Annotated in this window: 4 protein-coding genes; all 4 read right to left on the bottom strand. The window is 42.2% G+C overall.

Annotated elements, in window-relative coordinates; translation table 11 throughout:
• Positions 1–3 precede the first annotated feature (3 nt).
• The 4 genes from AC5JM2_RS27830 to AC5JM2_RS27815 all read right to left on the bottom strand — a co-directional run bounded on the left by AC5JM2_RS27830 (position 4) and on the right by AC5JM2_RS27815 (position 16,002).
• Positions 4–6,582: an amino acid adenylation domain-containing protein gene (locus AC5JM2_RS27830; protein WP_495838107.1), complete on the bottom strand. Its 6,579-nt coding sequence runs from the start codon at positions 6,580–6,582 to the stop codon at positions 4–6.
• Positions 6,583–6,642: 60 nt separating this feature from the next.
• Positions 6,643–8,247 (bottom strand): MBL fold metallo-hydrolase, encoded by a 1,605-nt coding sequence (locus AC5JM2_RS27825; RefSeq protein ID WP_495838105.1) that lies wholly within the window; start codon positions 8,245–8,247, stop codon positions 6,643–6,645.
• A gap of 229 nt (positions 8,248–8,476) precedes the next feature.
• Complete coding sequence (locus AC5JM2_RS27820) at positions 8,477–9,295, bottom strand: phytanoyl-CoA dioxygenase family protein (protein WP_495838103.1); 819 nt, start codon at positions 9,293–9,295, stop codon at positions 8,477–8,479.
• 38 nt (positions 9,296–9,333) lie between these two features.
• Positions 9,334–16,002 (bottom strand): amino acid adenylation domain-containing protein, encoded by a 6,669-nt coding sequence (locus AC5JM2_RS27815; protein WP_495838101.1) that lies wholly within the window; start codon positions 16,000–16,002, stop codon positions 9,334–9,336.
• Positions 16,003–16,114: the final 112 nt, after the last annotated feature.

Genomic DNA, 16,114 nt, shown 5'->3' with positions numbered 1-16,114 from the left:
TTTTTACTGTATTTGTTTTCGGCGTTGTTTGAGTCGAGCTTTGCCAGTTTTGAGCTTCTCAGCTTGTGTCTCAGTTTGATGAGAAAATGTTTCTTGATTATTGGTTTGACTGAAATACTCTGCTAGAGAACTGATAGTTGGATATCTCAAAAACTCGATCATTGGAAAATCTGTTTGTAATATTTCCCGCAATTGGCTATAAATTTGAATGATGAGTAATGAATGACCACCCAATTCAAAAAAGTTATCGTATATACCTACTTTTTCTAGATTCAAGGCTTTTTGCCAAACAGTGGCGATTGTTTGTTGTAGCTTATTTTGTGGCATCGCATATGCAATTTCAAGGTCTGGGCGAAGACCTTCTGGTGCGGGTAATGCGCGGCGGTTAACCTTACCATTGGGTGTGAGCGGCAGTGATTCTAAAAGTACAAAGTGACTAGGTAACATATAATTGGGCAGCTTTTCTTGGAGGAAGCAGCGCAGTTCACTATTGGAGGGGACTTGTTGCTTCTTGGGGACAAAATAAGCAACTAAACGTTTGTCACTTGGTTGGTCTTCACGGGCAATGACCACTACCTCCTGCACTTGAGGATGTTTGGTCAACACTGCTTCAATTTCTCCCAACTCTATACGGAAGCCGCGAATCTTCACTTGGTTATCAATTCGACCAAGATACTCGATGTTGCCATCATCTAAATAGCGAGCTAAATCTCCAGTTTTGTAAAGTCGTGCCTCCTTTTCCTGGCTAAAGGGGTTGGCGATAAATTTTTCTTGGGTGAGTTCTGGGCGGTTGAGGTAGCCTCTGGCTAAACCATCACCACCAATGTAGAGTTCTCCAGGTACGCCTATAGGTACTAGTTGGAGGTGTGAGTCTAAGATGTATATTTGGGTGTTACTTATCGGGCGACCAATGGCAGAAGGAGCAGCTTCGTTTCTTGCTACTGTTTTGTTTGCTCTTACTTGGTAAATTGCAGACCAGATTGTTGCTTCTGTTGGACCATACAGATTCCACAATTCGCTACCAGTTTCTAGAATTTGATGAGCTAGTTGAGCTGGTAATGCTTCACCACCGCAAAATACTTTCAAGGGATAATTAGAAGACCAACCACCAGCTAATAGCATTTGCCAAGTAGCTGGTGTGGCTTGTATAGCGGTTGTCTTCGACTCGAATAATTCAGACAACAGCAAATCCGCATCAGTAGCTATTTCACGGGGAACCACGATAACTTTTGCTCCTACCATTAATGGCAGATAAAGTTCAAGGGCTGCAATATCAAAGGAAATGGTGGTAACTGCACTGAAAGTATCTTCCTGAGTTAATCCCGGAAAATGACTCATAGAATTTAAGAAGTTGACCACACTGTGGTGGCAGATTTGAACTCCCTTTGGTAGTCCAGTAGAACCAGAAGTGTAGATCACATAAGCCAAATTATCCGCACCTACCCCAATATCAAGATTTTCCTTCTGGTATTGCTCAATTGTCTTCCAATCACTATCCAAACAAACCACCTGTGCAGTAGGTGACGGCAAAGATAACAACAACTGGCTGTGAGTCAGCAACACCTCGACACCCGAATCAGTCAACATATAACTTAACCGTTCTTGGGGAAAGCTGGGGTCAAGAGGTACATAAGCTCCACCCGCCTTGAGAATGCCTAACAATCCCACCACCATCTCAATCGAACGTTCGACACAAATCCCTACTAACACTTCTGGCTGTACTCCCAAAGTCTGAAGGTAATGCGCCAGACAGTTCGCTCGGTCATTCAACTGTCGATAAGTTAATTCCTGCTGTTCAAATACTACTGCGATCGCATCCGGTGTTCTCTTTACCTGTTCCTCGAATAGTTGATGGATACACTTATCTTTTGGATATTCCCTCTGGGTATCATTCCACTCCATTAACAACTGCTGACGTTCAGTGGCACTTAACAAGCAAACCTGCTCATATTGCTCTTCGGGTTGAGTAACCATTGCCTCCAAAATTTTGAGGTAATAACCACTGATATTTTTCACCTGTTCAAAGCTAAACTGGCTTGGGTAAGTGAGACTTAAGGAGATTTCACCCGTTATCGGATCAACAGGAAATTGAGCTGCGAATGTAAAATTGTTTTGGTCAAAAGATTGCCCCCCTAACACCTCCAAGTTATCAATGCCAGATAAACCTTGGTAAACATGAAAATTAACATAATTGAATATTGTTTCAAATAATGGCTGTCCTAATCCCACTTTCTGTTGTAATTGTGCCAAGGGATATTGTTGGAAAGGCAATGCCTCTCGCTCATTTGCAAAAGTTTGCTCTACCAATTCAACCCAAGTTCCCCCACTTAATTGCATTCGGAAAGGTATGGTATTAAGAAACAAACCCAGAACACGCTCGCTATCTTCTGCAGCTGGTCTTCCATGAGTCACCACCCCAGTGGTAATATCTGCTTGATTGCTCAAAAAGCTCATTACTCTCAAATGAGCAGCTAGCAGAACACTTTTGAGGGGTACTCCAACCTTTATGGCAAACTGTTTGAGTTGTGCTGATAAAGCTGGCGATATCTCAACCGCCTGGTTACCGACCTGTTCTACTGAGCTATGCTGTTGACTATCTAGCAGACGAGGTAATTTAGTCGCGGTAAAGTCTGCTAGTTTTTCATGCCAGTACCGTTGGCACTCCTGAGACTGTAATGTTTCTTGTTCCAAAGCCACATAATCTCGAAATGTTAGACTTGGAACTGTGGAAAGAGGCGGTATCGTCTCACCTAGTAGGAAGAAATAGTGTTGAACTAATTCTGTCATTAGAGTTGCGAGACTCCATCCGTCTAAAATGGCATGGTGAAAGCTGAAGCTTAAGTTAAAGGTGTCACAACTGCGTTGATGGATATGAAAGCGTACCAATGGGGGAGTATCCCAAGAAAATGATCGCTGTTTTTCCTGTTCAATCCAAGTAGTAATGTTGCTCTCTTGTTCATCTAATGGTAAACAACTGAGGTCGTCAACAGGTAGTTCAATGCTTACTTGAGAATGAACCAATTGTAGTGGTTGTGAAAATTGAGTCATGGCAATGCTAGTACGTAGCACTGGATGACGGGTGACAATCTCTTTTATGGCTGAATGCAGAATTTGGATATTGAGGGGAGCTTTTAGATAATAGCTGAAAACATCGTGGTAGATGGCAGTCTCAGGAGCATATTCACTATGGAAAAGCATTCCCAACTGTAGCCTTGTCAATGGGTAGGCATCTTCAATCCCATTTGGTAAAGACTGGCGTTCTTCTGAGCTAATGAGACTGAAAGGGGCTGTTTTTAATATACTTGCGGATAGGTCTGACTGTTGGAGAACCCCAACGAGGTCGTAGATCGTCTGATGGTTAAATATCTGTTTTAGAGACAGTTTTAATCCACTCTTGTCGGCTTTAGCTAACACTTGCACGGCACGCAAAGAATCTCCACCAAGCGCAAAGAAATTGTCATGAATACTCACTTGTGCAACTCCAAGCACTTCAGACCAAATCTGTGCAAGCAGCTCTTCTTCTAGAGTACGAGGAGCAACAAAGTTAGCATTTGATTCAGAGTTTTGTGAATCTATTTCCCTGAGCGCTTTTCTATCTACTTTGCCATTAGGAGTTAGGGGTAGAGTGTCAAGGATGACGAACACAGAGGGCAGCATGTAAGCAGGCATTTCCTGTTGCAGGAAGTCCCGTAATTGGTTAGTGCTGAGGGTTTTCTCATTACTGACTACATAAGCGACCAGACGTTTATTTTCAGAATTATCGGCAATAGCAATGACCACGGCTTGTTGAATCTGGGGATGAGTACTTAGAACTGCTTCGATTTCGCCCAGTTCGATGCGGAAGCCGCGAATCTTGACTTGAGCGTCGAGCCGTCCAAGGAATTCAATGTTGCCATCGGGTAAATAACGCACGAGGTCGCCAGTTTTATACAGTTGTGCTGATTTATCAGCGGAAAAGGGATTGGGGATGAATTTTTCTAAAGTTAGTTCGGGACGGTTGAGGTAGCCTCTGGCCAAGCCATCGCCTCCGACGTGTAGTTCTCCAGCCACCCCAATCGGTACTGGTTGCATGTGTTGGTCTAGGATGTAGACTTGGGTGTTGGCGATTGGCTTGCCAATAGGAACGGTCTGCTGGATGTCTTGCTCATCAACGAGCGAGTAGCAACAGCTAAAGGTGGTATTTTCCGTTGGACCATAGCCGTTAATTAGGCGACAGTGGGGATGTTGTTGCCTAAATTGCAATACATGGGCAACGGATAAGACATCTCCTCCGGCTAATAGTTGTTGCACTGAGGACAAGGCATCCAAGTATTCTTCTACTATCAGATGAAAAAGTCCTGCTGTCAGCCACAAGAAAGTGATTTGGTGTTGATGCAAGATTTGTACTAGGAGCGCTAGGTCGAGAGCTTGGCTGGGAAAGATAACTAATTTACTGCCATGAAGCAAGCTTCCCCACAGTTCTAAGGTGGAAGCGTCAAAGGTAATGGGAGCCAGTTGGAGGAAAACTTGTTCAGAGTTAAAGTGAGCGTAATTAGTATTTTGTAATAGTCTCACTACACCACGATGAGCCGTACAAACCCCCTTGGGAGTTCCAGTAGAACCACTCGTGTAGATGACATAAGCCAAATTATCTGCATTGACACTAGTAGCCAAATTCTCCTGACTATGCTGCTCGATTACTTCCCAATCAGTGTCCAAACAAACCGTCCAGGCAGTTTGAGATGGAACAGACGACGACAAGCTGTCTTGCGTCAACAATATTGCCACCTGGGCATCGTCCAACATGTAACTCAGCCGTTCTATCGGATAACTGGGGTCAAGAGGCACATAAGCTCCACCCGCTTTGAGAATACCTAACAATCCCACCACCATCTCCAAGGAACGTTCAACACAGAGACCGACCAGTACTTCTGGTCCCACACCGAGGGTTTGGAGATAATGGGCCAGACAGTTCGCTCGGTCATTCAACTGTCGATAGGTTAATTCCTGCTGTTCAAATACCACTGCGATCGCATCCGGTGTTTTCTCTACCTGTTCCTCAAATAGTTGATGGATACACTTATCTTTGGGATATTCGCTGTGGGTATCATTCCACTCAAATAACAACTGCTGACGCTCAGCGGCACTCAGTAGAGGTAATTCAGCAATTTTCCGATCAGGATTTTCGGCGATCGCATCCAACAAGTTGTGGAAATGAGCAGCCATGCGTTCAATGGTTGACTCATCAAACAAGTCAGTGTTGTAGTCCCATAACCCCACTAGTCCTTGGGCAGTGTTCTCAAATGTTAAAATCAGGTCATACTTTGCTATTTTGTTGTTTATAGGCAATGCACTCAAAGTTAAACCTGGAATCTCCATCTCTAACATAGGAACATTTTGGAAGACAAACATCACCTGGAACAATGGTGTATGGCTTAAGTCACGTTGGGGTTGCAATGTCTCTACCAATAGTTCAAAAGGCAAGTCTTGATGAGCATAAGCATCCATTGTTACTTCCCGAACTCGCCCAAGTAATTCGCCAAAGGTGGGATTGCCCGAGACATCAGTACGCATCACTAAAGTATTGACGAAGAAGCCAATTAATCCTTCAATTCCACTGTGATTGCGATTAGCAATGGGCGAGCCGACCAATATATCCACCTGCCCTGTATAGCGGTAAAGCAAGGTATCAAATGCTGCTAACAGCGTCATGAACAAACTGACTCCTTCTCGCAAACTAAGTGAGTTGAGCGCTTGAGTTAGTTCACTGGATAGAGTAAAAGATTGACGTGCTCCTCGGAAGGTTTGCACAGCAGGTCTTGGTCGGTCTGTAGGCAGTTCTAATAAAGCTGGTGCACCCGCAAGTTGTTGTCGCCAGTAAGCGAGATGGGACTCAAGTATTTCACCTTGCAACCAATGGCGCTGCCATACAGCAAAATCGGCGTACTGGACAGTTAGTTCCGTAAGCGGTGAAGGCTGCTGATTACAAAACGCAGAATAAAGAGTGGCTAACTCTTGGTCAAACACACCCATTGACCAACCATCAGAAACAATGTGATGCATACAATACATCAATATGTGTTCTGTCTGTTCTAATTTGATCAAACTCACCCGCACTAAAGGTTCCTTTGCTAGGTCAAACGGGCGTTTTGCTTCTGCTGTTGCCAATTGCTGAATGGAGATTTCTCGTTCACTTACTGACAGATTTTGCCAGTCTATCATTGTCAGTGAAAAGGAATAAGCTGGGTGAATGATTTGAATTGGTTGTCCATCAAGTGTAATGAAATTCGTGCGTAAAATTTCGTGGCGGCGGATGATTTCGCTGCAACTTTGTTTTAAGGCACTCACATTGAGCTGACCAGTCAAGTACAGTCCCCCTAGAATATTGTAAGCAGCACTATCTGGTTCTAGCTGCTCCAATAGCCACAACCGTTGTTGAGCGAATGATAGGGGAACTGGCTGATTTCTAGAGACTGGTTGAATCGATGGAATTTTATTTGCTTTCTGTGTTAAAGAAATTCCTTTGTGGGCTTGTAGCTTTTTTACAAGAAGTTCCCGCTTTTCTGGAGAGAGATTGTTAAGACCTTTATGAATGTCACTCATAAAACACTTATTTTTAATTAGCTAATTGAGCCTATAGTTTTGCTCTTGTGGTAAGAGAGTCTATTTCAAAAAAAGTTCTTTTTGTCCAAATAATCTTTCTGCTGTAATTCCTTGGACAGTACACTTTTCGACTAATTTGTTAGACTCAATAATCGGACGAGAGTCTTCAGTATATTGAATAGATGTAAGAAAAGTTAACCAAGGCTCTTGTCCCATAGCATACACGTAAACTTCTCTAGGATTTAATTGATTGACTAAATCAATAGCTTTTTCATAATCAGAGCCATTAAATCTTCTTGATTGATCCATATTTCTTGCTAATGGCTGAGTTAACAATGGACCATATAACCAAGTAAATGGTCCTCCATCACATTCCATTCCTAAAAATAGCACATCAACATCATTCCCTAAAAAGCTATGTATATATTCATAAACTTTTGGTTGAAGATTATTTGAATCGGCTGCTATAAATATAGTCTTCCCTTGTAAACTAATCACATAGGCAATCTTGGTTCTAATATTGAGATCTCCATGTTCGCCAAAAAAAGGTAAGCCAATAATCATTCCTCCTTCGATTTCTATATTTTCCATTTCATCAAGTTCTATAATTTTTTCTTGTTTAAAACCTATGTTCTGCAAAATTAATTTTAAAGATGGATCTGCCAATCCGCCGCCATTATTTTTAGGCACAATCACATTCTTAGTTTTATGGCGCAACTGCAATAAGGTTTCAAACATGCAATGATCTTGATGATTGTGAGTAATTAATACATAGTCGATACTCTCTGGTAGATCGGCATATGTATAACGGCTGATTCCAGTATCACACTTATAGCTAATTATCGGATCGCACAAAATACTAACACCTTTCGACTCAATTAAAAGGCAAGCATGACCGAAGTAACGAATTCTTACCTCGTCACCAATATACTCAGGGTATTTATCCGGCTCCTCTTCCGTAAATAATGATGTAAATAACTCATAATCTTTGTCTTTTATATCTAGCTTTTCTTTTATGCTACTTAATGAACAGGGAAAATTTTTCATTTTGAATAACTCATCTATTACATTGGAGCTAAAAGGTATACTTAAATGTAAGCTGCTATCATCCTCTAACCTGGGAGTACTAAATACAAAATGACGTTGATCTGTGTTGATTAAAAAGAGTGCTATACTCTGTGCAGATTGGTTGTAATATGGGCTTTTATAAAGTAGCCCTTCAATAAATCGAATTGAAGGATTATTATTTAAGTCATAAACCAATTCGACATAGCCTTTCAAAACTTCAGGTACTTTTTGATAAATAGGTTCAAGAGAAAAGCCTTTGGCTTCGTTTGTTAACATCTTATCAAGAGTCTTGATAGCTTCTGCAAGTTCTAAAATATGAGCTTGCTCTTTTATTGTCTTTTCTATCAAATCCTTAATTTCATCAACTCTACTTGTGTCATAGTTAATAAATGGACCTCCCAGCATTGCTGGATTTTTAAGAGCAGAAATGTGTACTTGCGGTGTTGATACAAACGACTGCATTATTTTTAAATGCGAATGTGCTATGTACATGGCAGCCGTAACAGGTGAAATCAGGTACGGCCAGGCATACCATTGATTAATTAAAGGCTCTACTACTACGTTGTTTTTGAGGTATAATTGCTGCTGATTTTTCATGATCGTCTTTTTTTGAAATTAATTGGATTTGAAACTGGCAGATTACGAGTAGGACTAAATCGCTATCCAAAAGTCAAATTCATGTCAAGTTAATTAGCAAATTAGGGGTTACTGGTATTGTGTGAGCAGTTGCTTTACTTCGTCATTTGATAACTCGTCGAATTCGTCGAACAAATGAAATTGAATACTGAAGATGAAGTATCATTTGTCATTGAGCAATTATTTACGATTATACTTGTTGCAATAAAACATCATTTTCTAGAGGTTGCAGTAGCGTATAATCCTGAGATACTAAGAATTCTGGTCTCGGCTTGCCATAGGGGCGCGGAATATTCTCGATGCTGTTATAGGTAATAAGAAGTAGTCTACGAGGGTAAGGAGAGATATTAGGAACTGAGCTATGAGCTAGATTGCTGTGGAAGAAGAGAACAGATCCAGCACAACCAACAGGAGCTATTATGCCTCCCCTTTCAACAAGTCGAGTTATAGTTGCATTATCTAGACAGTACTTAAGATTAGCACTGACATTTGCTTCCCAACTAATATCTTTGCCTTCAACTGCGGATCTATGCGTATCAAATTGGATAAGTCCTTCTTTATGCGAACCTGAAATCAAATACAGCGGACCATTAAACTGATTCACTTCATCCAAGAAGATACCGACATTAACTGGTCTAGGTTCTGGCATTCCATCTTCCTCATACCAAAATGCATAGTCTTGATGCCAAGGCCAAACATCGCCAGTAAAAGCTGCTTTCATGTTGATCTTGAACTGATAAAGATAGACCGAATTCCCTAAAAGTTGTTGAATAGGTTCTAACAAAAGTGGATGTTGAATCAAATTCTGGAAAACTTTGCTATGGATATGAACTCCATGAACAGCTCGTACCGTTTGGTTGTCCTTTTCCATGATTTGTCCAGGGGTCTTTTCTGGTAATCGTGAAAGTTCTTCCTGCAAAGTACTAACTTCTGTTTTAGAAAAATAGTTGGGGAGAAATAACATCCCTTCTTCTTCGTACTGTTGTATCTGATTTTGAGTAAGTTTCATGGCAATTAGTCTCTTTAGTCACAGTTAGACTCGTAGATTTATTTTCTAAGTTCTGTCAGCATCGACTGTACTTGCTCGGGAGAAAGTGCGGCGATTTCCTGCCAAGTACCAGCAATTTCTTCGATTACATTGCGATCGCCTGCTATTTGAGCCATAGTATTTACCAATTGAGCTACTGTCTGACTTTGGAATACCTGACGCACCGATAACTCTAGATCGAACCTTTGTTGAATATGGCTGATTAACTGCATTGCTAACAGGGAATGACCTCCTAGCTCAAAGAAGTTATCGTGAATGCTTATATGCTCAAGACCAAGAATTTCTTCCCAAATGTGGATCAAGACTTCCTCTGCGGGGGTTTGGGGTGGGACAAATGCGCGTTCCGAGTTTGATAGAGTTTCATCAGGAGCTGGTAAAGCAGTTCGATTAACCTTGCCATTGGGGGTCAAAGGTAGAGTCTCGAGGAAAATAAAAGCGGAAGGTAGCATATATTCTGGTAGCTTGAGCTTGAGAAACTCCCGCAACTGCTCGCTCGTTATAGTCTGCTCCCGAACCAAGACAATATAAGCTATTAAACGTTTTTTCAGTGCTTGTGAGCCATACAGCATCACAGCAACTTGACTGACCTGAGGATGCTTGTTAAGTATTGCCTCAATTTCACCGAGTTCGATGCGGAAGCCTCTAACTTTGACTTGATCGTCCGCCCGTCCTAAGAACTCGATATTGCCATCAGGTAAATAGCGAGCCCAATCTCCAGTATTATATAATCTTGAATTGTTAAACGGGTTAGGAATAAATTTATCACTCGTCAAATCACAACGGCGGAGATAGCCGCGAGCTAAACTGACTCCACCAATAAATAGAAACCCTCTTACCCCGACGGGAACTGGCTGGAGATTGTGATCTAGAATGTAGATTTGAGTATTGGCGATTGGCTTACCAATAGGAGGATAAATTAGCCATCTCTGGGGTGATTCGGTGAAAACGTATGAAGTTACAACATGGGTTTCAGAAGGGCCGTAGTGGTTATGCAGTGTACATTGGTCGAGGCGAGAAAATAGATTGATCATCTGTTGGGTAATCTGAAGCTGCTCCCCTGTAGCGATCGCTTCTCTAAGGTTAGCGAACAACTGGGGTTGATCTCCATATGCTTCTGCTAATTGCTGCCAAAGCGCAACTGGCAAAATTGTCTTTTGGATCGGGTTTTCTGCTAAGAAATGTACTAATTTATCCAAATCCTGAAGATAATTATCAGAAATCAAAAACAGCGTACCCCCCGAACACCAAGCAGCAAATATTTCGTGAAAACTGGCATCAAAACTGAGGGAAGCAAACTGGAGGACTCCAACCCCTGTCGCCATTGTTGCTAAATGCCATTGGATGAGATTGGTTAAGGCGCGATGGGATAGGGCGATCCCTTTAGGCAAACCTGTAGAACCAGAGGTGTAAATGACATAAAGCAAATTATCGGGCTGCACTTCAGGTTCTAAATTGGTATCGGGCTCAGCAGCTATTAACTGCCACTGGGTATCTAAACAAATCACCTGTGCAGTATGTGGCGGCAAAGATTTTAGCAAAGACTGTTGGGTCAACAACACCTCGACACCCGAATCTGCCAACATATAACTCAAGCGTTCAAGGGGATAAGTGGGGTCAATGGGTACATAAGCACCACCAGCCTTGAGTATACCCAACAGTCCCACCACCATCTCAATCGAACGTTCCACGCAAATACCCACTAATACTTCTGGTCCCACACCAAGGGTTTGCAGGTGATGTGCTAGTTGGTTGGCTCTTCGATTTAATTGCTCGTAGGTCAACTGCTGATTCTCAAATACCACGGCCACCGCATCCGGCGTTCTTTCAACCTGCTGCTCAAACAATTGATGAATACATTTGTCAGTGGTTCCAAGCGTTGCAGTATCATTCCACTCTACCAATAACTGATGGCGTTCTGCTTGACTGAGTAAGGGTAATTCATCCACAGTTGCTAGTGGATTTTCCACAATTGCGCTACACAAGTTCTGGAAATGAGCCGCCATGCGTTCGATAGTGCTGCCATCAAATAAGTCTGTATTGTACTCCCATGATCCTACCAATCCTGCTTCTGTTTCGGTGATTGACAGTGTTAAATCAAATATAGCAATGGTGCTTTGTTTATTTAACTCACGCCAGGTACAACCAGATATTTCTAGTTCACTCTTTGGTGTATTCTGTAATACAAATAGCACTTGGAATAAGGGGGAATAACTCAAGGAACGTTGTGGTTGCAATGCCTCAACTACCTGTTCAAAAGGTACATCTTGATTTTCATAACCTTTGAGTGTAGTTTCCCGAACTTGTGCCAGTAAGTTCTCAAAACTGGGATTACCTTCAAAACAGGTTCTCAACACCAAAGTATTCACAAAAAAGCCAATCAGTGGCTCTAGTTCACTGCGGTTACGATTAGCAATTGGTGAACCAATTAAAATATCTGTTCCACCACTGTAACGATATAGTAAAGTGGCAAACGCTGCCAGCAGGGTCATAAATAAGGTTGTACCCGACTGCCGTGACAAGGTTTGCAACTTCTGGGTTAGTTGAGTATTTAAACTAAAACTTTCAGTTTTACCTTGGTAAGTTTGCACACTTGGACGAGGACGGTCTGTAGGTAATTGTAATAGCGATGGAGCACCATGCAATTGAGAAAGCCAGTAATTTAGTTGAGTTTTTAGGACTTCTCCACTTAACCATTGTCTCTGCCAGACTGCAAAGTCAGCATACTGGATTGGTAATTCTGGTAAAGGGGATGGAACTCCAGCACAACTCGCTTGATATAAACTAGATAGTTCTTGAATAAATACCCCCATTGACCAACCATCAGAAACAATGTGGTGCATATTCCATAACAACACATATTCTCTGGCATCTAACTGTACTAAACTACACCTGATTAGTGGTGCTTTCTCTAAGTCAAAGGGGGTAATTGCTTCTTTGTGTACTTGTTGGTGTAGGACAGTTTCCCGTTCTGTAACTTCTAGTTGCTGTAAGTCCACCACCTTGATGCTTATGGTGGCTTGTGGGTGAATTACTTGTATTGGTGTGCCATTCACAATTGTGAAGCTGGTGCGTAGTATCTCGTGACGGCGGACTATTTCTGATGACGCACGTTGTAAGGCATTAATATCCAAGTTCCCACTGATACGAATTGCTCCTGGTATGTTGTAGGTAGCAGAAGCTCCTTCTAGTTGGTTAAGGAACCACAGCCGCTCTTGTGCAAAAGATAGGGGTAATTCTTCGCTGTGTGTTCTTGGTTGAATGAGGGGAAGATTTAATCCCCAATTATTAGTGCGTAACTGGGTTAATGTTTGCTCTAGTTGAGCTACGGTGGGAGAAGAAAAGACTGCTCGTAATTCTATTTCTACTTCAAAGGCAACTTTGAGTCGGGAAATTAATTGGGTTGCGAGTAGAGAATGTCCTCCCAAGGAAAAGAAGTTGTCGTTAATGCCTACTGCTGGAATACCTAGAACAGAAGCAAATATATTGGCTATTATTTCTTCTCCTTGTGTACGTGGTGCTACGTATTCACTTTCTCGACTAATTTCTGTATCGGCGGCTAGTAGTGCGCGGCGGTCTACTTTGCCGGTGGCCGATAGCGGTAGGGTGTCTAAGCTAACAAAGGCAGAAGGCACCATGTATTCTGGTAGCTTTTGTTTTAGGAATTCACGTAGTTGATTGGTGCTGAGTGATTCATCGTCACTAACTATATATGCTACTAGACGTTTGTTATCCGTTAAATCTTCTGTGGCAATAACTACCGCTTGTTGGATTTGGGGATGAGTATTAAGGACTACTTCAATTTCTCCCAGTTCGATGCGAAAGCCGCGAATCTTTACCTGGTTATCAATGCGACCAATAAAGATAATATTACCATCACTATCGTAACGAGCCAAATCCCCTGTTTTGTAAAGGCGTTCGGATTTGTCATCAGAGAAAGGATTTGGGATGAATTTTTCGGCTGTGAGTCCGGGACGCTTGAGATAGCCGCGGGCTAAAGGAGCACCTGCAATACAAAGTTCCCCAGGAATGCCAGGAGGCAGGGGTTGGTTTTGTTTGTCTAAAATGTAGATACGTACATTGGCAATTGGCCGTCCTATTAATACATCGCTCGCCAGATCGCTTTTTGCAGTTGCTTCGTAGACACAACACCCTACAACGGCTTCTGTGGGGCCATATTCGTTAATCAGGCGAGTATCGGGGGCATGAGTCAACCACGGAATTATTTGCTTAGTGTGTAATGTCTCACCGCCTAAAACAAGGGCGTTGACCCGATTCGACATGGTATCAGGATTAATTTGCTGATTCAGTATTTCCAGATGCGAGGGTGTGATTTTGACTAGCGAGAGATGATTATTTTGTTTAACAATGTCTGCTAGAAGCTCCAATTCTTGTTCTTCTCTTACCAAGATGGTGGTACGTCCGCAAATTAGAGGAAGGTACAAGGAGGTAATCGTTGCATCAAAGCTAAGAGAAGACTGTACAGGCGTACCTTGTCCTTGCGCTACTGCGTAGTAGTCTTTAGCCCAGTGCAAATAGTTACTTAAACCTCCGTGCAGTAGTTGTACCCCTTTAGGTTGCCCCGTAGAACCACTCGTGTAGATGACATAAGCCAAATTATCTGCACTGACACTAGTAGCCAAATTCTCCTGACTATGCTGCTCAATGACTTCCCAATCAGTGTCCAAACAAACTGTCCAGGCAGTATGAGATGGAACAGACGACGACAAGCTGTCTTGCGTCAACAATATTGCCAGCTCCGCATCGTCCAACATGTAACTCAGGCGTTCTATCGGATAACTGGGGTCAAGGGGTACATAAGCGCCACCAGTCTTAAGTATCCCCAACAGTCCCACCACCATCTCAATCGAACGTTCCACGCAAATACCCACTAATACTTCTGGTCCCACACCAAGGGTTTGCAGGTGATGTGCTAGTTGGTTGGCTCTTCGATTTAATTGCTCGTAGGTCAACTGCTGATTCTCAAATACCACGGCCACCGCATCCGGCGTTCTTTCAACCTGCTGCTCAAACAATTGATGAATACATTTGTCAGTGGTTCCAAGCGTTGCAGTATCATTCCACTCTACCAATAACTGATGGCGTTCTGCTTGACTGAGTAAGGGTAATTCATCCACAGTTGCTAGTGGATTTTCCACAATTGCGCTACACAAGTTCTGGAAATGAGCCGCCATGCGTTCGATAGTGCTGCCATCAAATAAGTCTGTATTGTACTCCCATGATCCTACCAATCCTGCTTCTGTTTCGGTGATTGACAGTGTCAAATCAAACCTAGCAATAGTGCTTTCTTGATTTAATTCACACCAGGTACAACCAGGTATTTCTAATTCACTCTTTGGTGTATTCTGTAATATAAGTATCACCTGGAACAGGGGAGAATGACTTAAATCTCGTTTCGGTCGCAATGCCTCAACTACCTGTCCAAAAGGTACATCTTGATGTTCATAAGCTTTGAGTGTAGTTTCCCGAACTTGTGCCAGTAAGTTCTCAAAACTGGGATTATCTTCAAAACGGGTTCTCAACACCAAATTATTCACAAAACAGCCAATCAGTGACTCTATTTGACTGCGGTTACGATTGGCAATTGATGAGCCGATTAAAATATCTGATTGACCACTGTAACGATATAGTAAAGTGGCAAACGCCGCCAGCAGGGTCATAAATAAGGTTGTACCCGACTCCCGAGACAGAGTTTGCAACTTCTGGGTTATTTGAGTATTTAAACTAAAACTTTCCGTCCTACCCTGGTAAGTTTGCACACTTGGACGAGGACGGTCTGTAGGTAATTGTAATAGCGATGGAGCACCATGCAATTGAGAAAGCCAGTAATTTAGTTGAGTTTTTAGGACTTCTCCACTTAACCATTGTCTCTGCCAGACTGCAAAGTCAGCATACTGGATTGGTAATTCTGGTAAAGGGGATGGAACTCCAGCACAACTCGCTTGATATAAACTAGATAGTTCTTGAATAAATACCCCCATTGACCAACCATCAGAAACAATGTGGTGCATACAAAGTAGCAACACATAAGACTCTTTCTCTAGTTGCACCAAATTAACTCGCAACAACGGACCATTTACTAGGTCAAAGGGTTGTTGAACTTCTTTAGATAACTGTTGTATGAGAGCAGATTGCTCAACTTTTGGCAATGTCTGCAAGTTCACTACTGGTACGGTTATTGTTAGAGTAGGAGCGACCGCCTGGATAGGATACCCATCCTGATTGGGAAAAGTAGTGCGTAGAACTTCATGACGTTGTATAATTTCTTGCAAGCTCTGCTCCAAATGAGTAATCTGAAGCAAACCCTTAATGCTCACGGCAAAAAACTCGTTATAGGTAGTACTTCCTTCCTCAATTTGGTCTAAGAACCACAATCCTTGCTGATTAAACGACAGAGGAATAGTTCCGTTCCTTGAAATGGGTCGAATGGGTTCAACAGTGAAAGTTGAGGCGAGACTGGTTTTTTGCAGAAACGCGATAATTTCATCTTTACGTTCAGCTAACTCAGCACGTATGTCTGGTGTCAGTGTTCCTTTAGGGGCATTACAGCGCAGGCTAACATCTTGTGCAGCAGATCCATTAACTTCATCAATCCAAAGTTTAATATCTAACTCATCTAAATACGACAAAAACTTTTCTATGGGTTTCATAATTTTAGTTGTTAAAAATTGCACTCTTTCTGTTAAAACAACATTCAAATTCGAAGATTATGCCATGCCTACTGCAAAATTTTTACCAAAATACGACAGATTTCCATGTGCA

This window comes from Brasilonema angustatum, assembly GCF_059505445.1.
Note: the sequence above shows the minus strand (reverse complement) of the source record. Positions and strands in the feature narration are given on the sequence as shown.

Bases quoted from the DNA above. Each gene is read 5' to 3' on its own strand.
- AC5JM2_RS27830 (WP_495838107.1), bottom strand. From the start codon at position 6,582: ATGAGTGACATTCATAAAGGTCTTAACAATCTCTCTCCAGAAAAGCGG.
- AC5JM2_RS27825 (WP_495838105.1), bottom strand. From the start codon at position 8,247: ATGAAAAATCAGCAGCAATTATACCTCAAAAACAACGTAGTAGTAGAG.
- AC5JM2_RS27820 (WP_495838103.1), bottom strand. From the start codon at position 9,295: ATGAAACTTACTCAAAATCAGATACAACAGTACGAAGAAGAAGGGATG.
- AC5JM2_RS27815 (WP_495838101.1), bottom strand. From the start codon at position 16,002: ATGAAACCCATAGAAAAGTTTTTGTCGTATTTAGATGAGTTAGATATT.